Consider the following 24,017-nt stretch of genomic DNA (forward strand, 5'->3'; position numbering starts at 1 on the left):
TCGTGACGACACCCGGGTCCATCGCAGTTGGGTCCATCGAAGGCAGGATCGCCGAGGAACTCGGCGTACGGGAGCGGCAGGTCAGGGCTGCCGTGGAGCTGCTCGACGGCGGTTCGACGGTGCCCTTCATCGCCCGCTACCGCAAGGAAGCGACCGAGATGCTCGACGACGCGCAGCTGCGCACGCTCGAAGAGCGGCTGCGCTATCTGCGGGAGCTGGAGGAACGGCGGGCGGCGATCCTCGACTCGGTACGCGAGCAGGGCAAGCTCACCGACGAGCTGGCGGCACAGATCCGCGGCGCCGAGACCAAGGCGCGGCTGGAGGACATCTACCTGCCGTACAAGCCGAAGCGGCGGACCAAGGCGCAGATCGCCCGCGAGGCGGGGCTTGAGCCGCTCGCGGAGGGCCTGCTCGGCGATCCGACGGTCGAGCCGACGGCCGCCGCGGCGGCGTTCGTCGACGCCGACAAGGGAGTCGCCGATCCGCAGGCCGCCCTGGACGGCGCGCGCGCGATCCTCACCGAGCGGTTCTCCGAGGACGCCGACCTGATCGGCGAGTTGCGCGAGCGCATGTGGGTGCGCGGGCGGCTGGCCGCCAAGGTGCGGGAGGGCAAGGAGGAGGCGGGCGCCAAGTTCTCCGACTACTTCGACTTCGCCGAGCCGTTCACCGAACTGCCCTCGCACCGGATCCTCGCCATGCTGCGCGGCGAGAAGGAGGAGGTCCTCGACCTCGTCCTGGAGCCGGAGGAGCCGACGGACGGTCCGTCGTCGTACGAGGGGATGGTCGCCGCGAAGTTCGGCGTCACCGATCGCGGCCGTCCCGCCGACACGTGGCTCACGGACACGGTCCGCTGGGCGTGGCGCACCCGCATCCTCGTCCACCTCGGCCTCGACCTGCGCCTCCGGCTGCGCACGGCCGCCGAGGACGAGGCGGTCAACGTGTTCGCGGCCAACCTGCGCGACCTGCTGCTCGCCGCCCCCGCCGGCACGCGCGCGACGCTGGGGCTGGACCCGGGCTTCCGCACGGGCGTGAAGGTCGCCGTCGTCGACGCCACCGGCAAGGTCGTGGCGACCGACGTGATCCACCCGCACGTCCCGGCGAACAGGTGGGACGAGGCGATCGCCAAGCTGGCGCGGCTGGCGAAGGAGCACGCGGTCGAGCTGATCGCGATCGGCAACGGCACGGCGTCCCGGGAGACCGACAAGCTCGCCGGTGAACTCATCACCAGGCACCCGGAGTTGAAGCTCACCAAGGTGATGGTGTCCGAGGCCGGGGCCTCGGTGTACTCGGCCTCCGCGTTCGCCTCGCAGGAACTGCCGGACATGGACGTGTCGCTGCGCGGTGCGGTGTCGATCGCGCGCCGGCTCCAGGACCCGCTGGCCGAGCTGGTGAAGATCGACCCGAAGTCGATCGGTGTCGGCCAGTACCAGCACGACCTGTCCGAGGTGAAGCTGTCGCGCTCGCTGGACGCGGTGGTCGAGGACTGTGTGAACGGCGTCGGGGTCGACGTCAACACGGCCTCCGCCCCGCTCCTCGCGCGCGTGTCCGGAATCTCCTCCGGGCTCGCCGAGAACATCGTGTCGCACCGTGACGCCAACGGCCCGTTCACGTCGCGGTCCGAGCTGAAGGGCGTGGCCCGGCTCGGCCCGAAGGCGTACGAGCAGTGCGCGGGCTTCCTGCGGATCCGGGGCGGCGAGGACCCGCTGGACGCGTCGAGCGTTCACCCCGAGGCCTATCCCGTCGTACGGCGGATGGTGCGGACGTCCGGTCAGGAAGTGGCCTCGCTCATCGGCAACACGGGAGCGCTGCGCTCGCTGAAGCCGCAGGAGTTCGTCGACGAGACCTTCGGTCTGCCGACCGTCACCGACATCCTCAGGGAGCTGGAGAAGCCGGGGCGCGACCCGCGGCCCGCGTTCAAGACCGCGACCTTCAAGGAGGGCGTCGAGAAGATCTCCGACCTGTCCTCCGGAATGGTCCTGGAAGGGGTCGTGACGAACGTGGCCGCCTTCGGGGCGTTCGTCGACGTCGGTGTGCACCAGGACGGGCTGGTGCATGTGTCCGCGATGTCGAAGACGTTCGTCAAGGATCCGCGGGAGGTGGTCAAGCCCGGCGACATCGTCAAGGTGAAGGTCCTGGACATCGACATCCCGCGCAAGCGGATCTCCCTGACGCTGCGGCTGGACGACGAGGCGGCGGCGCCCTCGCCGGGACAGCAGGGCGGGGGCGGTGACCGGAAGCAGCGTGGCGGGCGCCCGCCGCAGCAGCGGCAGGGGCGCGGGGGCGGAGGATCGCGTCAGGCGCCGCCGCCCGCGAACAGTGCGATGGCCGATGCTCTGCGCCGGGCCGGGTTGGTCGATCCCAAGGATGGGCGGCGTTGAGTTGAGCGTCTGACGGTTGTGGGGAACTGCGGGCCGGTGAGGCTGGTCGCGCAGTTCCCCGCGCCTCTCTTGGGGCGCTTATCGTTCCGTTACTTTCCCCGCTGCGACCTCCAGGCGGCGGGTCACCCGCACCGCGTCCAGCATGCGGCGGTCGTGGGTGACCAGGAGCAGCGTGCCCTCGTAGGAGTCGAGGGCCGACTCCAGTTGCTCGATGGCCGGCAGGTCCAGGTGGTTGGTCGGCTCGTCGAGGACGAGGAGGTTGACGCCCCGGCCCTGGAGCAGGGCCAGCGCCGCGCGGGTGCGTTCACCCGGGGACAGCGTCGCCGCCGGACGCAGCACGTGGTCCGGCTTCAGGCCGAACTTGGCGAGCAGCGTGCGCACTTCCACCGGCTCCGTGTCGGGGACGGCCGCGCTGAACGCGTCCAGCAGGGACTCCGGGCCGTGGAACACCTTGCGGGCCTGGTCGACCTCGCCGACGAGGACGCCTGAGCCGAGGGACGCCTGGCCCTGGTCCACGGGGACCCGGCCCAGCAGGGCGCCGAGCAGGGTCGACTTGCCCGCGCCGTTCGCGCCCGTCACGGCCACCCGGTCCGCCCAGTCGACCTGCAGGGACACCGGGCCGAGGACGAAGTCACCGCGCCGTACCTCGGCGTCCCGCAGGGTGGCGACCACGGCGCCGGAGCGCGGGGCCGCGGCGATCTCCATCCGCAGTTCCCACTCCTTGCGCGGCTCCTCGACGACGTCGAGGCGTTCGATCATGCGCTGCGTCTGGCGGGCCTTCGCGGCCTGCTTCTCGCTGGCCTCGCTGCGGAACTTGCGGCCGATCTTGTCGTTGTCGCTCGCCTTGCGGCGCGCGTTCTTCACGCCCTTGTCCATCCAGGCGCGCTGCGTCTGCGCCCGGTCCTGGAGGGCCGCCTTCTTGTCGGCGTACTCCTCGTAGTCCTCGCGGGCGTGCCGCCGGGCCGTCTCGCGCTCCTCCAGGTAGGCCTCGTAACCGCCGCCGTAGAGATTGATCTGCCGCTGGGCGAGGTCGAGTTCGAGGACCTTGGTGACGGTGCGGGCGAGGAACTCGCGGTCGTGGCTGACGACGACCGTGCCCGCGCGCAGGCCGCTCACGAAGCGTTCGAGGCGTTCCAGGCCGTCCAGGTCGAGGTCGTTGGTCGGCTCGTCGAGGAGGAAGACGTCGTAGCGGGAGAGCAGCAGGGAGGCCAGGCCCGCGCGGGCCGCCTGACCGCCGGAGAGGGAGGTCATCAGCTGGTCGAGGTCCACGGCGAGGCCCAGTGAGTCGGCGATCTCCTCCGCCCGTTCGTCGAGGTCGGCGCTGCCGAGGTCGAGCCAGCGCTCCAGGCTCGTCGCGTAGGCGTCGTCGGCTCCGGGTGCCTGGTCGACGAGCGCCTGCGTGGCCTCGTCCATCGTGCGCTGGGCCTCGGCGACGCCGGTGCGGCGGGCCAGGAACTCCCGTACGGTCTCGCCCGGCCGGCGCTCCGGTTCCTGCGGGAGGTGGCCGACGGTCGCCGTGGGCGGGGAGAGGCGCAGCCCGCCTTCCTCGGGCGTGGTGAGTCCGGCGAGGATCCGCAGCAGCGTGGACTTGCCGGCGCCGTTGGCCCCGACCAGGCCGATCACATCGCCGGGTGCGACGACGAGGTCGAGCCCGGTGAACAGCGCGCGGTCGCCGTGGCCGGCGGCGAGGTTCTTGGCGACGAGGGTGGCAGTCATCAGACCGTAGATCCTAGGGCCTGCTCTGAGTCGACCGCCTGCGCCCCGACGCCCCGCCTGCGCCCCGACGCCCGGCACGCGCCCTCGAACCGTGCTTCGCAAGGCTCGGGCGGGAGGTACCCCACTCAGCGGCGCGGGGCCGTATTCAGAACAGGCCCTCGTGGCCGTGAGCCACGGATCGCGCCGGGTCATCCGTGCGCCATCGCCTCCACCAGGACGCTTCCCGATGTCCGCGCCACCACGAAGGACTCCCCCTTCACCGCCTTCGCGTCCAGGGCGATGCGATGCCGGCCGGCTTCCAGGATTCCGTCGAAGACCTCCTGAGCATGGGTGCGGTAGAGGCGGTCGAGGCGGTACGCGGTGAGCTGGACCCGGCAGGGCGAGGTGACCTCGATGCCCGCCTCGCCGTCGGCGGCGACCAGCCGGGTCAGTCGGCGCCGGTCGGCCGGGCTGCGGTCCAGGGCGTGCTCGATCTGGGCGACGAGCAGCGGCACGATCGGGGCGAGTCCGTCGACGTAGGCGACGTCGACACCGGCGCGTTCGAAGGCGGCGCGTACAGCGGCGCGTTCCTGCTGGGTGACCGCGCGGCCGAAGGCGACGGCGCCGTAGCCGCGCAGTTCGTCGGCGGGGACGTCGGTCGCGTCCCGGGTGATGTCGGCGCCGATGCCGATGGTGCGCAGCGCGGCGGCGAGCTTGGCCAGCAGGGCGACGCGGGCTCCGATGAGCAGGACGCGGCGGCGGGCGCTCCCGGAGCCGTCCAGCAGTGAGCGCAGCGCCGCCCGGTACTCGGCTCCGGCGAAGGTGAACGGCCCTATGCCGTGGTAGCCGTTGAGGTCCAGGTCGGCGTACTCCTCGGTCTGCCAGGCGAAGTCGCGCCAGATGTAGTCGTCCCCTTCCTCCTCGATGACCGCGGTGACCGCCCCGCACCCCAGGTCTTCGCATTCGGGGCAGCCGTAGATGACGTACCGGCCGCCGGGCAGGGGTGCGTCGGTCTCCAGCAGGAGGCTGCGGACCTGGGCGGTGAAGATCGCGGGTGGGACGTCCGAGGCGAGTGGGGAGACGGCGTCGAGGTCGGAGAGCTGGAACAGCAGCGGACGGTCGTTGACGATGAAGTCCAGGAAATCCCGGTGTACTTGGTAGTCACCGTTGGCGAGGACTCCACCGGCACGCATCGCCGGTGCCAGGCCGAAGGTCGCATACTCGGCAGACATGCTGTGAGTATCCCCAGGAGCGCTGCACTCTGAGCACGGCATGACACATTCCGCTACCGTCCCCGCGTGAGCAGTGAGCCGGACGACGAGATCATCGTGGTCGGCGGCGGGGTCATCGGGCTGACCACGGCCGTCGTCCTCGCCGAGCGAGGCCGCCGGGTGCGGGTGTGGACGCGGGATCCCGTGGAGCGGACCACCTCGGCGGTCGCGGGCGCGCTGTGGTGGCCGTACCGGATCGAGCCGGTCGCGCGGGCGCGCGGGTGGACGCTGCGATCGCTCGATGTGTACGAGGAGTTGGCGGGGCGGCCCGAGACGACCGGCGTACGCATGGTCGAAGGGGTACTGGGTGAGGCCGGTCTGGACGAGGCGGCCTGGGCCACCGAGCGGCTGCCTGGGCTGCGTCCGGCGACCGCCGGGGAGTACCCGGGCGCGGGGTTGTGGGCGCGGCTGCCGCTGATCGACATGGCGGTCCATCTGCCGTGGCTGCGCGGGCGGTTCCTCGGGGCGGGCGGCGTGATCGAGGTCCGCGCGGTGTCCGCCTTCACGGAGGTCGACGCGCCGGTCGTGGTCAACTGCACCGGGCTGGGGGCGCGCGAGCTGGTGCCGGATGCGTCCGTACGCCCTGTGAGCGGGCAGTTGGTCGTCGTGGAGAACCCCGGGATCCGCACCTGGCTGGTCTCCACCGACGCCGACGGGGCGATGGCGTACTTCTTTCCGCAGCCCGGCCGGCTGCTGCTGGGCGGCACGGCGGACGAGGACGACTTCTCGACCGAGCCTGATCCGGCCGTGGCGGAGGCGATCGTACGGCGGTGTGCCGCGCTGCGGCCGGAGATCGGCGCGGCGCGGGTGCTGGACCATCGGGTGGGGCTGCGGCCCGCGCGGGACAGGGTCCGGCTGGAGCGTGAACCGCTGCCGGACGGGCGGCTGTTGGTGCACAACTACGGCCATGGCGGTGCGGGTGTCACCGTGGCCTGGGGCTGCGCGCACGAGGCGGCCGGGGCCGTCAGCGAGCGGCGGTGACCTGCTCCTGCCCCGCACGTGGGCCGGTGCCGCGCACGACGGCCACCGCCGTGAGGGCTACTGCCAGTCCGACGGCGGTCTGCACGGTGAACGGCTCACCGAACATGACGGCACCCCATACGGCCGTGAGGGAGTGGCTGGACCGCGTGGAGCCGGGATCCGCGGACCGCGTGCTCACGGTGTTCGACGCGTCCCGGTCCTGGATGACCGAGCACAGCCGGAAGGGGTGCGGCATGGTCAACGCGCACGCCGAGATCAGCGATCCCGCCCACCCGGCCTACTCGATCATCACCGGGCAGAAGCAGTGGATGCTGGAACTCTTCACCGATCTGGTCCGTGAAGTCGCGCCCGGCCGGGCCGACCGGCTGGCCCCCGCCCTGATGCTGCTCCACGAGGGCTCGCTGGTCGCCCACGGCCTGCGCGTCTTCCCCGACCCGATCGGCCGGGCCCGCGACGAGGCGGGTGAACTCCTCGGTGCTCAGCGGTAGTCGTGCCCCAGGGGATCGCCCTCCGTCTCCGTGCCGGGGCCCGGTCCGATCGTGAGACCGAACTCGCCGTCGTACTTCTGGTGGCCCTCGATCACGGCGCGTTCCACGGCCTCGGCGCCCATCGCGCCGCGCACGATGACGGGGTCCTTGCGCAGGTCGCGCATGAGGGAGACGCACATGCCGATCATCACCAGGACGAAGGGCGCGGCGGCCAGGATCGTGAGGTTCTGCAGGCCGGTGAGCGCATCGCCCTGTCCGCTGCCGACGAGCAGCATGATGGCGGCGACGGCTCCGGTCACCACACCCCAGAACACGACGACGAAGCGGCCGGGTTCGAGGGCTCCCTTCTGGGAGAGCGTGCCCATCACGATGGACGCGGCGTCGGCTCCCGAGACGAAGAAGATGCCGACCAGGATCATCACCAGCAGGCTGGTGACGGTGGCGATGGGGAACTCCTGGAGGACGCCGAAGAGTTGTCCCTCGGGGGTGGACTCCGTGCCGAGCGCGCCGCCCTCCTGAAGCTTCATCGCCGAACCGCCGAAGACCGCGAACCACACGAGGCTGACGGTGCTGGGCACGAGGATCACGCCGCCGACGAACTGCCGGATGGTGCGGCCCCGGCTGATACGCGCGATGAACATGCCGACGAACGGCGTCCAGGAGATCCACCACGCCCAGTAGAAGACGGTCCAGCTGCCGAGCCAGTCCGCGACCCCCTCACCGGAGCTGGCCTCGGTGCGGCCCGCGAGCTGCGGCAGGTCTCCGAGGTAGGAGAAGACGGAGGTGGGCAGCAGGTCGAGCACGATGATGGTGGGGCCCGCGACGAACACGAACACGGCGAGGATCAGGGCGAGCACCATGTTGATGTTGGACAGCCACTGGATGCCCCGCTCGACGCCGGAGACCGCCGAGGCGACGAAGGCCAGGGTCAGTACGGCGATGACGGCGACGAGCAGTCCGGTGCTCACGTCGTCCAGCCAGTCCAGTTCCTCGAAGCCGGAGCCGATCTGGAGCGCGCCGAGACCCAGCGAGGCGGCGGAGCCGAAGACGGTGGCGATGATCGCGAGGATGTCGATCACCCGGCCTGCGGTGCCGTTCGCGTGCTTCTCCCCGATGAGCGGGGTGAAGACCGCGCTGATGGTCTGGCGCCGGCGTTTGCGGAAGGTGCTGTAGGCGATGGCGAGACCGACCACCGCGTAGATCGCCCAGGGGTGCAGGGTCCAGTGGAACAGGGTCGTGGCCATCGCCGTCTCCATGCGTGACGCGGAGTCGGCGGGGTCGGTGCCCGGAGGCGGTGTCGTGTAGTGGGAGAGCGGCTCGCTCACGCCGTAGAACATCAGGCCGATGCCCATGCCGGCGCTGAACATCATCGCGACCCAGGACACGGTGCGGAACTCGGGCTCCTCGCCCTCGGCGCCGAGATGGATACGGCCGTAGCGGCTCATCGCGAGCCACAGCGCGAAGACCACGAAGGCCGAGGCAGCCAGTATGAAGGCCCAACCACCGTTGTGGATCAGGCCGTTGAGCATATCGGTGGAGGCACTCTCCAGCGAGTCCGTCGCCACCGAGCCCCAGATCACGAAGGCCACGGTGATGACGGCGGTGACGCCGAACACGACTCGGTCCGTGTCGTGGCCCGGGCGGCCGGAAACGTCGGAGGGACCTTCCCGACCGCCTCCCCTCTTTTTCAGGTCGTCTGTCATCTGCGGCACCTTCCCTGAGAACCGGTGAGTACGCCTGTTCACCGTTGTGCCTCACGACCTACCACAGGTGCCGTCGATCTCGGCCGTCTCAGCAGTCGGTGTCGGGCTCACCCGCCGTGAGGTGGTACGGCGCGCGTGCGTCGAGCAGCAGCGGGACGAGGGCTCGCAGGGACTGGCGGAGCGGGACGTAGGTGCCCTGCGTCTTCACTCCGTGCAGGGCGAGTTCGTCCTTGAACTCCGTGTACTGGTCTTGGGTGAGCCGGTAGCCGCAGGGCGGGTCCTGGATCACCTCGGCCGGTTCGGGCGGGTCGTTGTCGGCGCCGCCGACGTACACGGGGCCCGTGTCGGCGTACCCCTCGATGCGCGCGCCGCCGGTCGCGATCCCGATCCGCGCGCGACGCTCGTCCGTGTACCCGAACAAGCCCTCCAGCGCGGCGAGTTGGGAGCTGACCCGGCGCCGCTTGTTCAACGCCTCGTCCGCCTTCTCGGCGTCGGTGAGGGGGTCGGTACGGCTCTCGATGAGCAGGCCGATCGAGTGCTTGACGCCGGACATGTTCCGCAGGATGCGTTCCTGCCCGTCGCCGGCGACCTGCCTGATCGGGTCACCGGTGACGGGGTCGGTCCAGATGCCGTAGGTGCCGGTCGTGTACCCGGCGTTCCGTGCGGCGGGGCGGACGTACGCCTGGGAGAGGGTCTCGGCCTCGTCGTGGACGGCGGTGGCGGTGTTGAGGTTGCGGGGCCAGAGGTCGAAGAGGTCCTTGTCGTAGTACGGCGGTGTGGCGCCGTACTCGTGCAAGTCGTAGACGAGGTCGGGGCGTTGGTCGCGGATGACCGCGGCGAGGGTGCGTGCCTCGGCCGTCTGCAGGGCGAGGTGGTCGCGGTTGATGTCGACGCCGTCGCTGTTGCCGCGGGTGTCGGCGGCCCGGCCGTCGGGGTTGGCGGTGGGCACGACGAGCACGGTGGTGCGGTCCAGGAAGCGGCGGGTCCGGTGGTCGGTCGCCGCCGCGAGGTCTCGTACGGTGCTCAGACAGGCCTCGCGGCCGGACGGTTCGTCACCGTGCTGGCTGCAGATGAGCAGGACCCTGGTGGGCGCGTCCGGTGCGCCGAGGCGGGCGAGCTGGAGGGGACGGCCCTGCTTCGTCGTACCGATGCGGCCGATCGACACGCGGTCGCTCGCCTTGTCGACGGCGGCCAGGAAGTCCTGCTCCTCCTGCTGGGTCGTCCAGCGGGCACCATTCGACTCCTCGAACCCGGTACGCGGCAGCGCCTCCACCGCCTGCGCCGGGACAGCCACCAGAGACGCGGCAAGCGCCGCCGTGCTGAGGATCAGTGCGCGGATCAACTGCTGCCTCCCGGAATACGGTGGACGGTGCTCGGCGCCTGGACGCCGGCGAGGGGGGTGGGCGCCGGGGCGGCGGGCGGGGAACCCGCGGTGGCGCGGGTGAAGGACTTGGGGCCGCCGACCAGGGGCACGTGGGCCGAGGTGCGGGACAGGTCGAGGGTCAGGGTCGGCTTGGTCGACGGGGGGTCGATGAGGTTCTCGTCGGTGCCCGCGACGATCAGCGCCAGCCGGTGTCCGGCCGGGATCACATGGTCGGTCGCGCCCAGGTCGAGGGTGATGGTGTACGCCTTGCCCGGGGTGAGCGGGACGCCCGTGTCGACGGAGGCGTGGTTGCCGAGGTCGGCCCAGCCGCGGCTGACGATCGTGTAGTCGACGTCCGCCGTCCTCGCCTTCGTCTCCTTGAAGCAGGCGCTGTCGCCGGTGGTGCTCGCGCCCCAGCAGGTGCGGTCGGTGAGCGTGGCGATGCCCTCGCCGCTCGCCGCGTAGTCACGGATGGTGTCGGGCCCGAGGTCCACGAGGACGGCGGAGAGGTGGGCCGTCGAAGTGGTCGGGGTCGCGGTGACGGTCACCTCGGAGGAGCCGGACAGGCGCAGGTCGCTGGTGAGCGGCCGGGTGAGGAAGCCCGCCTTGTCGGGGGTCGGCGTGCCGATCCGCGCCGCCCAGTCGGTCTCACCGGTCCGGGGGTCGTCGGTGACGGTCTCGGTTCCGTAGGCCTTGGTCAGGCTCAGGGTGCCGACGCCGGGCCGGGTTCCGGACGCCGGGCGCAGGGTGGTGGTCCGGGTGCCGCCGGCCGGCCAGGTGTCCGAGGTGACCCACTGGTCGGGGCGGCGTTCGATGTCGGCCATGGGCTCGTCGTCGATTCCGTTGTCGTAGCCGAGGAGTTCGTGGTCGAACCAGCGGTGCAGGGTGTCGACCCAGTCGGCGCGGCGGAAGTCGAAGGGGTCGACGTGGCCGGTCTGGGAGAGCCAGATCTTGCGCTCGACGCCGTTCTCCGCGAGGGCGTCCCACCACGGACCGACGTGCTGCATACGGACGTTGAGGTCCTGCATGCCGTGGATCAGGAAGACGCTCGCCTTCACGTTCGACGCGTCCTGGATGTAGTCGCGCTCGGCCCACAGCGGTGTCCGGTCGCCGGTGCGCGGGGCGCCGTCGACAAGCCGCTGCTGGACGGCGGCGCAGTTCGCGCGGGCGTCGGGACTTTCGACGGCGTTGGCCAGCCGGTCGGGGCCGGAGTCGTAGAGCGGGGCACCCTTGGCGAAGTAGTAGTCGTACCAGGTGGAGATGGCGCTGATCGGGACGATGGTCTCCAGGCCCTCCACCCCGGTCGCGGCCACGCCGCCCGCGATCGTGCCGTCCCAGCTCTTGCCGATCATCCCCGTCTTACCGTTGGTCCAGGTGGCCTTGGCGCGGGTCGTGCCGGTGCGGGTGGTGTACGCGGTGGTCCGGCCGTTCAGCCAGTCGACCACGGCCTTCGCGGACTGGATGTCGGATCGGCCGCCGATGTCCACGCAGCCGTCGGAGCGGTTCGTGCCGGCGAGGTCGACACCGACGAAGGCGTAGCCGCGCGGCACGAAGTAGTTGTCGTAGAAGAGCGGCATCTGGACGACGTCGCCGTCCGCGTCGTAGGTCTTCAGCTGGCTCTCGTTGCCGCGTCCGCAGCAGGAGTAGTAAGGGCTGGCGTCCATGATGACCGGGATCTTCCGGCCCTGCTGGGCGGGTTCGCGCGGGCGGACGATGTCGACGGCGACGCGGTCCGACCTTCCGTCGCCGTCGCCGTCGAGTCCGGTGTCCACCCATACGGCCTCGCGGACGGCGTTCCCGTACGAGTACACCGGCCTGCTCTCACGCGGGGCGCCGTGGGCCGCGGCCGGGGTGAGGAGCGCGGCCAGCAAGCCGGCGACGGCGGTCGCCGCGAGCGGTCTCCAGGTCGTGAAGCGCACAAGCGGTCTCCAGGTCATGAAGCGCATGTGTATCGGCATGCGCGGACGGTACATCGGTCAACTCCCGTGCAGAAGAGGGCCATCCGGCGCGTGCGAGACGGTTGCGCCATTCGGCGCAGGACGGTCGCATGGGGGTCGCATGGGGGTCTCGTGCGGGTTGCGTGCGGGGTGCGCGCGGGTCGCGTGCCGCCGTTGACCCTTACTTCGCCGACGTCCGGCAGGACGTCCAGGTCGAACCGGGACAGGTCCTGCGCGGTGCGGGCCGCAGGGGCGCGGTGCCCGTCAGTTCGTCCGTGGCCGGCCGGTACGTCAGCCGCAGGCCGTAGAGGGAGACGTCGTATCCGCACGCTCGCGGCCGGCGCCGGATCGCCGACGCGTCGTGCGCGACCACCGGCGAGCACGCGCTGGAGATGACGCCGAAGACGCCCCTGCCCCAGGGCACCTCGGTCACCGTCGTCAGCAGGCGTGCGGCGAGCAACGACCGCCCGCTCGACAGGGCCGCCCGCGACGTGTCGGTTGCCGAGGGCACGGCGCGGGAGAACCAGATCCACCTCGCGGGGAACGACCGGGGCGCGCGGACCCGCGGGCGCCCCGGAACGAGATCGGCGGGCCGAAGAGGCACGCGTACGGCAACGCGTCGGTCACCGGCTTCCGGGTGTACGCCGAACGGGTGTAGGGCAAGTCGCCGCGCTCTTCGGCACCCGGCTGTACCGGCCGTCCGAGCCGAGCGCCCTCGCGGCGCGGTCCGCGTCCATCACTCGGGAGGCGGTACGCGTGGTGCCGCCGATGTCGTGGAAGAAGATCGCCGTGACGAACGGCGTGCACGGGCACACCGACGCGGCGCAGGACGCCCTGCGGCACCGGCACTGACGCGCTCCGCGCGCTCCCGCGGTTTACGGTGGGCCCACGCGCCGGACACGCGTGGGCCGGCCGGCGCCGCCTGACGAGGGAGTCGGAGTGCGGGACGTCGCGATCATCGAGGCACCGTCCGTGCTGGGGCTGCGGCCGACCGGCGTCGAGGAGCTGCCCCGGGCACTGCTCGACGCGGGTCTCGCCGACGGCCTCGGCGCGGTGCGTGCGGGCAGGGTCGAGCCGGGCCCGTACGTCCCTGAACGGGATCCGGAGACCGAGGTCCTCAATCCGGCCGGCATCGCCGACTACTCCGTACGGCTGGCCGACGCGGTGGGCGGAGTGCTGGACGAGGGCCGGTTCCCGGTGGTGCTGGGCGGCGACTGCAGCGTGCTGCTCGGCAATCTGCTCGCGCTGCGGCGGCGGGGGCGGCACGGGCTGCTGTTCCTCGACGGCCACACCGACTTCTATCAGCCGGCTGCGGAACCCGTCGGCGAGGTGGCCTCCATGGAGCTGGCCCTGGCCACCGGGCGCGGACCCGCCGTCCTGGCCGATCTGGAGGGGCGGGGACCGCTGGTCCGGGACGCCGACACCGTCGCCCTCGGCTTCCGGGACCAGGCGGAGGCCTCCGTGTTCGGGATGCAGCCACTGCCTCAGGCGCTGCACGCGATGGACCTCGACGCGGTACGGGAGCTGGGCGCGGCCGAGGCGGCACGGCAGGCGGTGGACCTCCTCACGGGTGGCGGGTCCGCCGGGTACTGGCTGCATCTCGACGTCGATGTGCTGGACGACGCGGTCATGCCCGCCGTCGACTACCGGCTGGACGGCGGGCTGTCCTGGGAGGAACTGGAGACGGTGCTCGGCCTGGCCCTCTCCGGCCCGGCGGTCGGCTTCGACGTCGCGATCTTCAACCCACGCCTCGACCCCGAGGGGACCATCGCGGCACGGCTCACCGAGTGTCTGCTGCGGGGGTTCGCGTCCCGGGGCTGACCGGCTCCCCCAGCACCCGGCTGGCCAGATCCACGGCCAACTGCGGGATGTGCGTGCGGAGTTCGGCTTCCGCGGCGGCACGGTCGGCCTCGATGCGGGTGGCGGCGCGGGCGAGGAGTGCGTCGCGTTCGCGCATTCCGTCGGCACGGGCCTCGGCAATCAGCGCGGCTCCTTCCGCCTCCGCCTGCTGGCGGGTGCGTGCCGCGTCGTGCCGTGCCTCGGCGAGCAGTGCCCGCGCCTCCCGGTGCTTCTCCTCGGCGAGCGCCCGGACCTCCTCGGCATGCCGCTCGACGCCGTCCGTCGCTTGCTCCCGCGCCTCGATGACACGGTGCGCCCGGCGAAGCAGCGGAACGATGCTGAGGTAGCAGACAGCGAACAGCACCAGTCCGACCGCCAGGTCCTGCACCTGGGGGTTCAATGGGCCGATTTCCACGGGAATGAGGTCCATGCCGCTCCCTTACCCGCTCATTCGTACGAGACGCTCCGCTGGGCAGGTCGCCCCGCGGCCCCGCGCCCTTCCAGTGCGCGTCCCCGGCATCGCGAACAGCGCCCGCCCGAGGTTTCACAGTATTGGTGAGACAGCGATACTGCTGCACATGACGACCGAACCCCCGGACATCGCGGCGCCGACCCTCACGATCGACGAGCTGGCCGCGCGGGCGGGCGTCACGGTCCGCACGGTCCGCTTCTACGGCACCAGGGGCCTGCTGCCGCCACCGGTGATCGGTCCGCGCCGGGTCGGTCACTACGGCCAGGAGCATCTCGCGCGTCTCGCGCTGATCGACGAGCTCCAGGCCCAGGGCATGACCCTCGCCGCGATCGAACGCTATCTGCACCGGCTGCCGCCTGACCTGAGCGCGCACGGCCTCGCCATCCACCGTGCCGTGGTGGCGTCCTGGGCCCCGGACGCGGTGGAGAAGGTGACCCGCGAGGAGCTGGCGCGGCGGGCCGGGCGGGCGCTGAGCGACCAGGACGTGGAGCGGCTGGTGGCGATGGACGTGGTCGCGCGCGAGGACGGCTCGTTCCGCGTCGACTCCGGTCTGCTGCGGGTCGGCGTCGAGCTGCTCGACGTACCGCTGTCCCAGGAGACGATCCTCGCGGCGCGCAACGCACTGATCGAGCACTCGCGCGCGGCGGCGCACGAGTTGTCGCGGCTGCTGCGCGAAGCCGTGGCCGAGCGGACCGCCGAGGACGTGAAGTCGCTGTCCGCGTACATGCATCCGCTGGTGGTGCAGGCCCTGCTGACGACGTTTCAGCGCTCCCTGAGGGAGGAGCTGTGCGAGTGGCTGGACGGGATCTCGGAGACAGGCGGACCCGCCTGACACGTTCAGCGTCTGCCCGGTGAGGAAGCCGCCGCCCTCGCCCACGGACGCGATCGCGTTCACCACGATGCCGTACGACCCCAGCGGCGCCGCCAACGCAGGCGGACTGAAGGGGGCCATCGCCCAAGGCTGGGGGCTGCTGCGCCGGCGCACCGAGCACAGAGCCCCCAGCCGGGGCGAAGACGTCCCCGCCCCGGCGAACAGCCGTGCCGGAAGAGGGGGAGGATGTCACATGGTCGAGGACCTCGGCGCCGCGCCGGTGAACGTCTCCCCCTTCTCCGCCTTCTCCACCAGCAGCGCCGGCGGCGTGAACCGCTCCCCGTACCGCTCGGCGAGTTCACGCGCGCGTGCCACGAAGCCGGGCAGGCCTCTTTCGTAGCCGTCGATGTACTGCAGGACGCCACCCGTCCAGCCCGGGAAGCCGATCCCGAAGATGGAGCCGATGTTGGCGTCGGCGACCGAGGTCAGGACGCCCTCCTCCAGGAGCTTCACCGTGTCGAGCGCCTCGGAGAACAGCATGCGTTCCTGCATGTCCTCGAAGGGGATCTCCGCGCCCTCTCGGGTGAAGTGCTCCCGCAGGCCCGGCCACAGGCCCGCGCGCTTGCCGTCGACGTACTCGTAGAAGCCCGCGCCGCCGCTGCGGCCCGCGCGCCCGAACTCGTCGATCATGCGGTCGATGACGGCCTCGGCGGGGTGGGTCCGCCAGGTGCCGCCGGACTCCTCCACCGCCCGCTTGGACTCGGCCCGGATCTTGCGCGGGAGCGTGAGCGTCAGTTCGTCCATGAGGGAGAGCACCTTGGCCGGATAGCCCGCCTGAGCCGCCGCCTGCTCGACCGACGCGGGCTCGATGCCCTCTCCCACCATCGCCACGCCCTCGTTGATGAAGTGGCCGATGACGCGGGAGGTGAAGAAGCCGCGCGAGTCGTTGACGACGATCGGCGTCTTCTTGATCTGCCGGACCAGGTCGAAGGCGCGGGCAAGGGCCTCCTCCCCCGTCCGCTCGCCCTTGATGATCTCGACGAGGGGCATCTTGTCGACGGGCGAGAAGAAGTGCAGCCCGATGAAGTCGCCCTGGCGCTCCACCCCTTCGGCGAGGGCGGTGATGGGGAGTGTGGAGGTGTTGGAGCACAGCAGCGCGTCCGGCGCGACGATGTGCTCGATCTCCTGGAACACCTTGTGCTTGAGGGCCGGGTCCTCGAAGACGGCCTCGATGACCGCGTCGCAGCCGGCCACGTCCTGCGGGTCCGCGGTCGGCGTGATGCGGGCCAGCAGCGCGTCCGCCTTCTCCTGGGTCGTACGGCCCCGGGAGACGGCCTTCGCGCACAGCTTCTCGGAGTAGCCCTTGCCCTTGGCGGCGGCTTCGGCCGATACGTCCTTCAGGACCACCTCGATGCCCGCGCGGGCGCACGAGTACGCGATGCCCGCGCCCATCATCCCGGCGCCGAGGACGGCGACCTTGCTCACCTTGCGCGGCTCGACGCCCCCCGGGCGGTTGGCGCCGGAGTTGACGGCCTGGAGGTCGAAGAAGAACGCCTGGATCATGTTCTTCGAGGTCTGCCCCGCGGCCAGTTCCACGAAGTAGCGGCCCTCGATGACCTGCGCGGTCTCGAAGTCGACCTGGGAGCCCTCGACGGCGGCGGCGAGGATGCTGCGCGGGGCCGGGTAGGGGGCGCCGCCCGTCTGCTTGCGCAGGTTGGCCGGGAAGGCGGGCAGGTTGGCCGCGAACTTGGGGTTCGCCGGGGTGCCGCCCGGGATGCGGTAGCCCGGCCTGTCCCAGGGCTGCTGGGACTCGGGGTTGGCCTCGATGAAGGCGCGGGCCTTGGCCATCAGCTCGTCCTGGGTGGCGGCCACTTCGTGGATCAGGCCGTTGTCCAGGGCGCGCTGCGGGCTGTACTGCGTGCCCTGGAGGAGCACCTTCAGCAGCGCGTCGGCGATGCCGAGCAGGCGTACGGTGCGGACGACGCCGCCGCCTCCGGGGAGCAGGCCGAGGGTGACCTCGGGGCAGCCGGTCTTCGAGCCGGGGGCGTCGAGGGCGATGCGGTGGTGGCAGGCCAGCGCGATCTCGTAACCGCCGCCCAGGGCCGCGCCGTTCATCGCGGCGACGACCGGCTTGCCGAGGGTCTCGATGCGGCGCAGGTCGCGCTTGATCGCCATGCCGCCGTCGAACAGCTGCTGGGCGGTCTCGGGAGTGACCCGGATCAGGTCGCGCAGGTCGCCGCCCGCGAAGAAGGTCTTCTTGGCGGAGGTGAAGATGATGCCGCGGATGGAGTCCTTCTCGGCTTCCAGGCGGTCGGTGATGACTGCGAGGGAGTCGCGGAACGCCTGGTTCATGGTGTTCGCGGACTGGTTCGGGTCGTCGAGAACGAGGGTGACGACGCCTTCGCGGTCCTGTTCCCAGCGGATGGTCGTGGACTGAGTGCTCATGAGGAAGTGCTCCGTGTGATCCGTCGTGTCCGTCGTGTCCGTCGTATCCGTCGGGAGGGGTCAGATGCGCTCGACGATCGTCGCGATGCCCATGCCGCCGCCCACGCACAGCGTGGCGAGGCCGTACCGCTTGTCCTGGCGCTGGAGTTCGTCGACGAGGGTGCCGAGGATCATCGCGCCGGTCGCGCCGAGCGGGTGGCCGAGGGCGATGGCGCCGCCGTTGACGTTGACCTTGTCGAGGGACAGGCCCATGTCCCGCACGAAGCGCAGGACGACCGCCGCAAAGGCTTCGTTGATCTCGACGAGGTCGATGTCGTCGATGGTCAGGCCCGCCTTGGCGAGGGCCTTGCGGGTGGCCGGCGCGGGGCCGGTGAGCATGATGGTGGGCTCCGAGCCGGAGACGGCGGCGGAGACGATGCGGGCGCGCGGGCGCAGTCCGTAGCGGTCGCCGGCTTCCTTGGAGCCGATCGCCACCAGGGAGGCGCCGTCGACGATGCCGGAGGAGTTGCCCGCATGGTGGACGTGGTCGATCTTCTCGACCCAGTGGTACTTCTGCAGCGCCACGGCGTCGAAGCCGCCCAGGTCGCCGATGTCCGCGAAGGACGGCTTCAGCTTGGCGAGGGAGTCGGCGGTGGTGCCGGGGCGCGGGTGCTCGTCGTGGTCGAGGACGACGAGGCCGCTGCGGTCCTTCACCGGGACGACGGACCGCTCGAAGCGGCCCTCCTTCCAGGCCGTGACCGCCCGCTCCTGCGAGAGGGCCGCGTACTCGTCCACGTCGCGCCGGGAGAAGCCCTCGATGGTGGCGATCAGGTCGGCGCCGATGCCCTGTGGCACGAAGTTGACCGCCAGGTTCGTCATCGGGTCGTTGAACCAGGCACCGCCGTCCGAGGCCATCGGCACCCGGGACATCGACTCGACGCCGCCCGCGAGGACGAGGTCCTCCCAGCCCGAGCGCACCTTGGCGGCGGCCATGTTGACGGCCTCCAGGCCCGAGGCACAGAAGCGGTTCTCCTGTACGCCCGCCACCGTGTCCGGCAGTCCGGCGGCGACCGCGGCGATCCGGGCGATGTCGGAGCCCTGGTCGCCGACCGGCCCGACGACACCGAGCACGATGTCGTCGATGGCGGCCGGGTCCAGGCCGGGGAAGCGGTCGCGGATCTCGTGGATGAGTCCGACGACGAGGTCGATGGGCTTGGTGCCGTGCAGGGCGCCGTTCGCCTTGCCGCGCCCGCGCGGGGTGCGGATCGCGTCGTACACGTACGCTTCGGTGCTCACTGGTCAGCCTTTCGGTGAGGGTCAGCCGAGGACGGCACGACCGATGATCTCCTTCATGATCTCGGTGGTCCCGCCGTAGATGGTCTGGATACGGCCGTCGGTGAAGGCCCGGGCGACGGGGTATTCGGCCATGTAGCCGTACCCGCCGTGCAGTTGGAGGCAGCGGTCGGCGACCCGCTTCTGCAGCTCGGTCGCCCACCACTTGGCCATGGAGGCGTGCACGGCGTCCAGTTCGCCGTTCGCGTGGTCCGCTGTGCAGCGGTCGAGGAAGGTGCGGGTGACGGCGCATTCGGTGGCCATCTCCGCGATCTCGAAGCGGATGTGCTGGAGATGGGCGAGCGGCCGGCCGAAGGCCTCGCGCTCCTTGACGTACTCCGTGGTGAGTTCCAGTACGTGCTCGGCGGCGGCGATCCCGCAGACGGCGATGCTCAGGCGCTCCTGCGCGAGGTTCGTCATCAGGTGCGCGAAGGCGCCGTCGAGGTCGCCGAGCAGGTTCTCCTTGGGCACGCGGACGTCGTGGAAGAACAGCTCGGCCGTGTCCTGCGCCTTCTGGCCGATCTTGTCGAGGTTGCGCCCGCGTTCGAAGCCGTCCATGCCGCGCTCGACGACGAGCAGCGACAGTCCGTGCGCGCCGCCCACGGGTGTCGTCTTCGCGACGACGATCACCAGGTCGGCGAGGATGCCGCTGGAGATGAACGTCTTGGAGCCGTTGAGCAGCCAGTGGTCGCCGCGGTCCTCGGCCTGCGTCCGGATGCCCTGGAGGTCGGATCCGGCGCCGGGTTCGGTCATGGCGATGGCGGTGATCAGCGTGCCGTCGCAGAAGCCGGGCAGCCAGCGCCGCTTCTGTTCCCCGGTGGCCAGGCCGGTGAGATACGGGCCGATGATGTCGTTGTGCAGCCCGAGCGCCAGCCCGGGTGCGCCCGCGCGCGTGAACTCCTCGGCCAGGACGGCGCTGTAGCGGAAGTCGGGTGTGCCGCCGCCTCCGTACTCCTCCGGCACGGCGAACCCGAGGAGGCCCTGCTTGCCGGCCGCGCGCCAGGCGTCGCGCGAGACGATGCCGTCCTTCTCCCACTGCTCGTAGTACGGCAGCACCTCCCGGGCCAGGAAACTGCGCACGGTCCGGCGGAACGCCTCGTGCTCGGGGGCGAAGATCTTCCGCTTCATTCCTGGCCCTTCATGAGGTCGGGTACGTCCCAGTCGCGGGCCACGTCGGCCGTGTCGGCGCCCGGTCCGGCGGGGCCGGTGCGGATGCCGGTCGGCGTCGCCGAGAAGCGGGGCGCGGGGGCGGGCTGGGTGATGCCACCGTGGTCGGTGAAGGTGCCGCGGGCGGCGAGGTGGGGGTGGTGCGGGGCCTCGCGCAGCGACAGAACCGGGGCCACGCACGCGTCGGTGCCCTCGAAGACGGCCGTCCACTCGTCCCGCGTACGGGACTTGAAGCGGGCGGCGACGGCCTCGCGCAGTTCGGCCCAGCGCGCGACGTCCTTGCGGGATCCGGCGTGTCCGCCGACGCCGAGCAGGTCCAGGAACTCGGCGTAGAACCGCGGTTCCAGGGCGCCGACCGCCATGTGCTTCCCGTCGGCGGTCTCGTACGTGCCGTAGTAGGGGCAGCCGCCGTCCAGGAGGTTGGCCCCGCGCCGGTCCTGCCAGCCTCCCGCGGCGAGCATGCCGTGGATCATCGACGCGAGGTGGGCGGCACCGTCGACGATCGCGGCGTCCACGACCTGGCCGGTGCCGGTCGTGCGCGCGTGGTGCAGGGCCGCGAGGACGCCGACGACGAGGTAGAGGGAGCCGCCCGCGTAGTCGCCGATCAGGTTGGCGGGGACGGCGGGCGGCTCGTCCGCGCTGCCGATCATGCCGAGGGTGCCGGTGAGCGCGATGTACGCGATGTCGTGGCCGGCGCGGTCCGCGAGGGGGCCCTGCTGGCCCCAGCCGGTCATACGGCCGTAGACGAGCCCCGGGTTGCGGGCCTGGCAGGCCTCGGGGCCGACGCCGAGGCGCTCGGCGACTCCGGGGCGGTAGCCCTCCACGAGGATGTCGGCGCGCGCGGCGAGGTCCAGGACGCGGGCGGGGCCGTCCGGGGACTTCAGGTCGACGAGCACCGAGCGCTTGTTGCGGTTGGTGATGTCGTACGCCGGGTCGATCGCGAGCCCCTGGCCGCCGGGCCGGTCCACGCGGACCACGTCGGCGCCCAGGTCGGCCAGGAGCATGGCGGCGAAGGGGCCCGGCCCGATCCCGGCCAGCTCGACCACGCGGACGCCGCTGAGCGGGCCCTGCGCGGGTGTGTGCGACGTCGTCGTCATCCAGCCCTCTTAGGTGTGACACAACTGATGTAACACCAGCGATGCTATGAAGGTGCGCCGGTGGGCACAAGACCTGGGCGAGCAAGCGCTTAGCCAAGGCTACCGTCAGCGCGCGTCCAGCTCCGCTATGAGTTTCCTGGGCGCGATGACGCGGTAGCTCTCCTCCACCCAGTCGCACAGCAGCTCCGCGGCCGGGGCGCCCTTCTGCTCCAGCGGGATGCTCACCCAGCCGGACCTGCCCAGCCCGTATCCGGCGGGTTCGGCGCCGGGGCAGGTCAGGGCGTGCGCATGGGCCACGTCGTCCTTGAGCTTCACCGTGAGGCCCATCGGATAGCTGCCGTCGTCGACGCCGAGGAAGACGAAGACCTTCTTGCCGACCTTCGCGACGGTCTCGCCCCAGGGGAACTCCTCGGAGGCGCCGGGCAGGCCCAGCGCGAACCCGCGCACTTTCTCCCACTTCTTCAGGGCACTCCTGGGCACGGCCACCGTGGACACCTCCGGGCTGGTCATCGGGGGGCGCACTCCTCACGCTAGCCTCGGCCACCGACAACGGCGCGGGCGGCGGGACCAGGAGTGTCATGACCAGGCTGAACAGGGCGGGACGTCCCTACGACATCGTGCTCTACGGCGCCACGGGCTTCGTCGGGGCCCTCACCGCCGAGTACCTCGACGCACACGCCCCCGAGGGCCTGCGCTGGGCGATCGCCGGGCGCAGCCACGCGAAGCTGGAGCGGCTCAGGCAGCGGCTGACCGGCGAGGTCGGTGTGGTCCGGGCGGACGGGTCCGACGCGGCCGCGCTGCGTGAACTCGCCGGGCACGCGCGCGTGGTGGCCACCACGGTCGGCCCCTATGTGACATACGGCGAGGAACTGGTCGCCGCCTGCGCGGACGCCGGCACCGACTACATCGACCTGAGCGGTGAGCCGGAGTTCGTGGACCTGACGTACGTCCGCCATGACGCACGCGCGCGTGAGACGGGCGCCCGCCTGGTGCACGCGTGCGGTTTCGACTCGATCCCGTACGACCTGGGGGCCCGTTTCACGGTCCGGCAGCTGCCGGAGGGGGTGCCGCTGACCGTCGACGCGTTCGTGACCGCCCACGCCATGTTCTCGGGCGGCACGTTCGCCTCGGCGCTCAACCAGTTCGCCCGTCGGCGCCGGATGGTGGCCGCCGCCCGCGACCGGAACCGGCAGGAGCCGCGTCTGGTGGGCCGCCGCGCGACCGCGCCGACGGGCGCGCTCCGGTTCGCCGGGGAGGTCGGCGCCTGGGCGGTCCCGCTGCCCACCATCGACGCGCAGATCGTACGGCGGTCCGCGCGCGCCCTGGAGCGGTACGGCCCCGACTTCCGCTACCGCGAGTACGCGGCCGTCCGGCACCTGCCGGTCGCGCTGGGCGGGGTCGCCTTCGCGGGCGCGATCATGACCGCCGCCCGGTTCCCGCCCGCCCGGCGCTGGTTGTCCTCCCGGCTGGCGCCCGGCGAGGGGCCCGGCCCGGAGAAGCGGGCGAAGAGCTGGTTCTCCGTGCGTTTCGTCGGCGAGGGCGGCGGCCGGCGGGTGTTCACCGAGGTCGCGGGCGGCGACCCGGGGTACGGCGAGACGGCGAAGATGTTCGCCGAGTCGGCCCTGTGCCTGGCGTTCGACGAACTCCCGCCGACGGCCGGGCAGGTCACGACAGCGGTGGCGATGGGCGAGGCGCTGACCGAACGGCTGCGCGCGGCCGGAATCACCTTCCGGGTGGCCGCGACCCGCTGAACGGCCTCTACAGCTGCCACTCCAGCACGGTGTAGATCATGCCCCCGATCCAGCCGAGCCCGGCCAGCACGGCGAGGATCAGCACGGCGTTCACGGCACGCTCGACCGGTCGGCCCGGGTCGGCGAGGGGCTTGGGGGAACGGTGGGCGGCACGGTGCGTCGTCATGCGCCCCACCCTGCCGACCGGCACGGCGCGGCCACATCCGTACGGATACTCAGTCCGGGTACTCAGGCCGGCCGGCCTCCGCAGCCCTCACGCGTCCCGCAGCGCTCTCCGGCACAGCGCGTCGGCCCTGCGTGTCGTCTCCGGGAGGCGGTACGCGGGGCTCAGCGCGAGGGTGTGCGCGCAGGCGTTGTCCAGGCTCACCCGGTGGCCGACGGAGACGAAGACGGGCTTGACCGCGTCCCGGGTGCGCAGGGCGCGGCCGACCTCCTCGGTGCCCGTGAGCAGCGGGGACGTACTCCCGCGCGGGGCGCCCGGGTCGTCGTAGGCGAAGGTGAACGGGTTCTTGGCCACGCCGATCGTCGGCAGGCCGGTGAGGACGCCGAGGTGGCTGGCGAGGCCGAAGCGGCGCGGATGGGCGAGACCGTAGCCGTCGCAGACGACCAGGCCGGGCGGGCAGGGCAGCGCGGCGAGGGCGGCGAGGACCGTGGGGATCTCGCGGAAGGCGAGCAGGCCGGGCACGTACGGGAAGGAGATCCGGCCGACGGCCGTGGCCTCGGCGACGACGTCGAGACGCGCCGCGTCCAGGACGACCGCCGCGGCGGCCACGACGTCCCGCTCGTCGTCGTACGCCACGTCGACCCCGGTCACCTGCCCCGAGCCGGGCGGCGGCCCGGGCTCGTCGAGCACCACCCGCTCACGCAACTCGTCCTGGACGGCACGGGCCTGTTCCTCGGTCGCGGGCCAGCCGGCGGGGGTGCGTACGGTCGTCATGATGCCGACGAGGGTACGGCCGTCCGCCGGCGCCTGCTCACTTCCCGCCCAGCGCCCGCTTCAGCTCGCTCTTGTTCATGTCCGAACGGCCTTGGATGTTGCGGCGCTTGGCCTCCTCGTAGAGCTGGTCGTAGGTGGGGCCCTGGGAGCCCTTGCCGGACCGCTGGCCGCCCCGCTTGCCGGACGACATGTCCTGGGTCGAGGTGCGGCTGGCCTGCTTCGACTCGCCGGAGCGGGCGCGCTCCTTGTTCACCGTCCGGGCAGCGATCTCCTTGGCGCGCTCGGGGCTCTCACCGCGATCCCGGGCGCTCTCCCTGATGTGCTCGTACTGGCGTTCCCGCTTATCGCTCGAACCGCGTGGCATCGACGAT

Annotated in this window: 19 protein-coding genes and 3 pseudogenes; 6 read left to right on the forward strand and 16 right to left on the reverse strand. The window is 71.7% G+C overall.

Annotated elements, in window-relative coordinates; genetic code table 11:
- Positions 1–2 precede the first annotated feature (2 nt).
- Positions 3–2,378 carry a Tex family protein gene (locus GFH49_RS12090; protein WP_155055842.1) on the forward strand — a complete coding sequence of 792 codons (2,376 nt, stop codon included), beginning with the start codon at positions 3–5 and terminating at the stop codon, positions 2,376–2,378.
- Positions 2,379–2,456: 78 nt separating this feature from the next.
- On the opposite strand, the gene GFH49_RS12095 is transcribed toward GFH49_RS12090, so the two are convergent.
- Complete coding sequence (locus GFH49_RS12095) at positions 2,457–4,094, reverse strand: ABC-F family ATP-binding cassette domain-containing protein (protein WP_155055843.1); 1,638 nt, start codon at positions 4,092–4,094, stop codon at positions 2,457–2,459.
- A gap of 188 nt (positions 4,095–4,282) precedes the next feature.
- On the reverse strand, positions 4,283–5,305 hold the full coding sequence (locus GFH49_RS12100; protein WP_155055844.1) for an oxidoreductase: 1,023 nt from the start codon (positions 5,303–5,305) through the stop codon (positions 4,283–4,285).
- Between the two features lie 66 nt (positions 5,306–5,371).
- Between GFH49_RS12100 and GFH49_RS12105 the strand changes: the two genes are divergently transcribed.
- Entirely contained in the window at positions 5,372–6,325 is a 954-nt protein-coding gene (locus GFH49_RS12105) for an FAD-dependent oxidoreductase (RefSeq protein WP_155055845.1), read from the forward strand.
- Here GFH49_RS12105 and GFH49_RS12110 read toward each other — a convergent pair.
- Positions 6,309–6,455: pseudogene (locus GFH49_RS12110) on the reverse strand (EamA family transporter); the annotation flags it as partial. The gene GFH49_RS12105 and the pseudogene GFH49_RS12110 sit on opposite strands and share 17 nt — an antisense overlap.
- 7 nt (positions 6,456–6,462) lie before the next feature.
- On the opposite strand from GFH49_RS12110, the pseudogene GFH49_RS12115 reads away from it, so the two are divergent.
- Positions 6,463–6,813 (forward strand): annotated as a pseudogene (locus GFH49_RS12115) (TetR/AcrR family transcriptional regulator); the annotation flags it as partial.
- On the opposite strand, the gene GFH49_RS12120 reads toward GFH49_RS12115, so the two are convergent.
- From GFH49_RS12120 to GFH49_RS12135, 4 genes and pseudogenes are all read right to left on the reverse strand, one after another.
- Entirely contained in the window at positions 6,804–8,516 is a 1,713-nt protein-coding gene (locus tag GFH49_RS12120; protein ID WP_155055846.1) for a BCCT family transporter, read from the reverse strand. The pseudogene GFH49_RS12115 and the gene GFH49_RS12120 overlap by 10 nt on opposite strands.
- An 88-nt stretch (positions 8,517–8,604) precedes the next feature.
- Positions 8,605–9,858 (reverse strand): M14 family metallopeptidase, encoded by a 1,254-nt coding sequence (locus GFH49_RS12125; RefSeq protein ID WP_155055847.1) that lies wholly within the window; start codon positions 9,856–9,858, stop codon positions 8,605–8,607.
- Positions 9,855–11,837 carry a Xaa-Pro dipeptidyl-peptidase gene (locus tag GFH49_RS12130; RefSeq protein ID WP_155055848.1) on the reverse strand — a complete coding sequence of 661 codons (1,983 nt, stop codon included), beginning with the start codon at positions 11,835–11,837 and terminating at the stop codon, positions 9,855–9,857. Before GFH49_RS12130 ends, GFH49_RS12125 begins: the two co-directional genes overlap by 4 nt.
- Before the next feature lie 149 nt (positions 11,838–11,986).
- Positions 11,987–12,189 (reverse strand): annotated as a pseudogene (locus GFH49_RS12135) (hypothetical protein); the annotation flags it as partial.
- Between the two features lie 566 nt (positions 12,190–12,755).
- Between GFH49_RS12135 and GFH49_RS12140 the strand changes: the two are divergent.
- The gene (locus GFH49_RS12140) at positions 12,756–13,637 is read left to right on the forward strand and encodes an arginase family protein (RefSeq protein ID WP_155055849.1); all 882 of its coding nucleotides are present in this window, start codon (positions 12,756–12,758) and stop codon (positions 13,635–13,637) included.
- Here GFH49_RS12140 and GFH49_RS12145 read toward each other — a convergent pair.
- Positions 13,597–14,085, reverse strand: a complete 489-nt coding sequence (locus GFH49_RS12145; RefSeq protein WP_155055850.1) for a F0F1 ATP synthase subunit B family protein — start codon at positions 14,083–14,085, stop codon at positions 13,597–13,599. The two genes, GFH49_RS12140 and GFH49_RS12145, sit on opposite strands and share 41 nt — an antisense overlap.
- A 148-nt stretch (positions 14,086–14,233) precedes the next feature.
- Here GFH49_RS12145 and GFH49_RS12150 point away from each other — a divergent pair, with 148 nt between their 5' ends.
- The gene (locus tag GFH49_RS12150; RefSeq protein ID WP_155055851.1) at positions 14,234–14,959 is read left to right on the forward strand and encodes a MerR family transcriptional regulator; all 726 of its coding nucleotides are present in this window, start codon (positions 14,234–14,236) and stop codon (positions 14,957–14,959) included.
- 228 nt (positions 14,960–15,187) lie between these two features.
- Here GFH49_RS12150 and GFH49_RS12155 read toward each other — a convergent pair whose 3' ends face one another.
- The 5 genes from GFH49_RS12155 to GFH49_RS12175 form a co-directional block, all read right to left on the reverse strand.
- Entirely contained in the window at positions 15,188–17,383 is a 2,196-nt protein-coding gene (locus tag GFH49_RS12155) for a 3-hydroxyacyl-CoA dehydrogenase NAD-binding domain-containing protein (RefSeq protein ID WP_155055852.1), read from the reverse strand.
- Positions 17,384–17,443: 60 nt separating this feature from the next.
- On the reverse strand, positions 17,444–18,658 hold the full coding sequence (locus GFH49_RS12160; RefSeq protein ID WP_155055853.1) for an acetyl-CoA C-acetyltransferase: 1,215 nt from the start codon (positions 18,656–18,658) through the stop codon (positions 17,444–17,446).
- Positions 18,659–18,679: 21 nt separating this feature from the next.
- Entirely contained in the window at positions 18,680–19,822 is a 1,143-nt protein-coding gene (locus tag GFH49_RS12165) for an acyl-CoA dehydrogenase family protein (RefSeq protein WP_155055854.1), read from the reverse strand.
- On the reverse strand, positions 19,819–20,958 hold the full coding sequence (locus tag GFH49_RS12170; protein WP_155055855.1) for a CaiB/BaiF CoA transferase family protein: 1,140 nt from the start codon (positions 20,956–20,958) through the stop codon (positions 19,819–19,821). Before GFH49_RS12170 ends, GFH49_RS12165 begins: the two co-directional genes overlap by 4 nt.
- Before the next feature lie 105 nt (positions 20,959–21,063).
- Complete coding sequence (locus GFH49_RS12175) at positions 21,064–21,468, reverse strand: MmcQ/YjbR family DNA-binding protein (RefSeq protein ID WP_155055856.1); 405 nt, start codon at positions 21,466–21,468, stop codon at positions 21,064–21,066.
- A 68-nt stretch (positions 21,469–21,536) separates the two neighbouring features.
- Here GFH49_RS12175 and GFH49_RS12180 point away from each other — a divergent pair, with 68 nt between their 5' ends.
- The gene (locus tag GFH49_RS12180) at positions 21,537–22,709 is read left to right on the forward strand and encodes a saccharopine dehydrogenase family protein (RefSeq protein WP_155055857.1); all 1,173 of its coding nucleotides are present in this window, start codon (positions 21,537–21,539) and stop codon (positions 22,707–22,709) included.
- Between the two features lie 7 nt (positions 22,710–22,716).
- On the opposite strand, the gene mmpA is transcribed toward GFH49_RS12180, so the two are convergent.
- The 3 genes from mmpA to GFH49_RS12190 all read right to left on the reverse strand — a co-directional run bounded on the left by mmpA (position 22,717) and on the right by GFH49_RS12190 (position 24,010).
- Entirely contained in the window at positions 22,717–22,875 is a 159-nt protein-coding gene (gene mmpA / locus GFH49_RS39325; protein ID WP_196217950.1) for a morphogenic membrane protein MmpA, read from the reverse strand.
- 87 nt (positions 22,876–22,962) lie between these two features.
- Positions 22,963–23,646, reverse strand: a complete 684-nt coding sequence (locus tag GFH49_RS12185) for an endonuclease V (protein ID WP_155055858.1) — start codon at positions 23,644–23,646, stop codon at positions 22,963–22,965.
- A gap of 37 nt (positions 23,647–23,683) precedes the next feature.
- Positions 23,684–24,010 carry a plasmid stabilization protein gene (locus GFH49_RS12190; RefSeq protein ID WP_155055859.1) on the reverse strand — a complete coding sequence of 109 codons (327 nt, stop codon included), beginning with the start codon at positions 24,008–24,010 and terminating at the stop codon, positions 23,684–23,686.
- Between the last annotated feature and the right edge of the window lie 7 nt (positions 24,011–24,017).

It is taken from the genome of Streptomyces blattellae (assembly GCF_009709555.1).
GTDB classification, from domain to species: Bacteria; Actinomycetota; Actinomycetes; order Streptomycetales; family Streptomycetaceae; genus Streptomyces; species Streptomyces blattellae.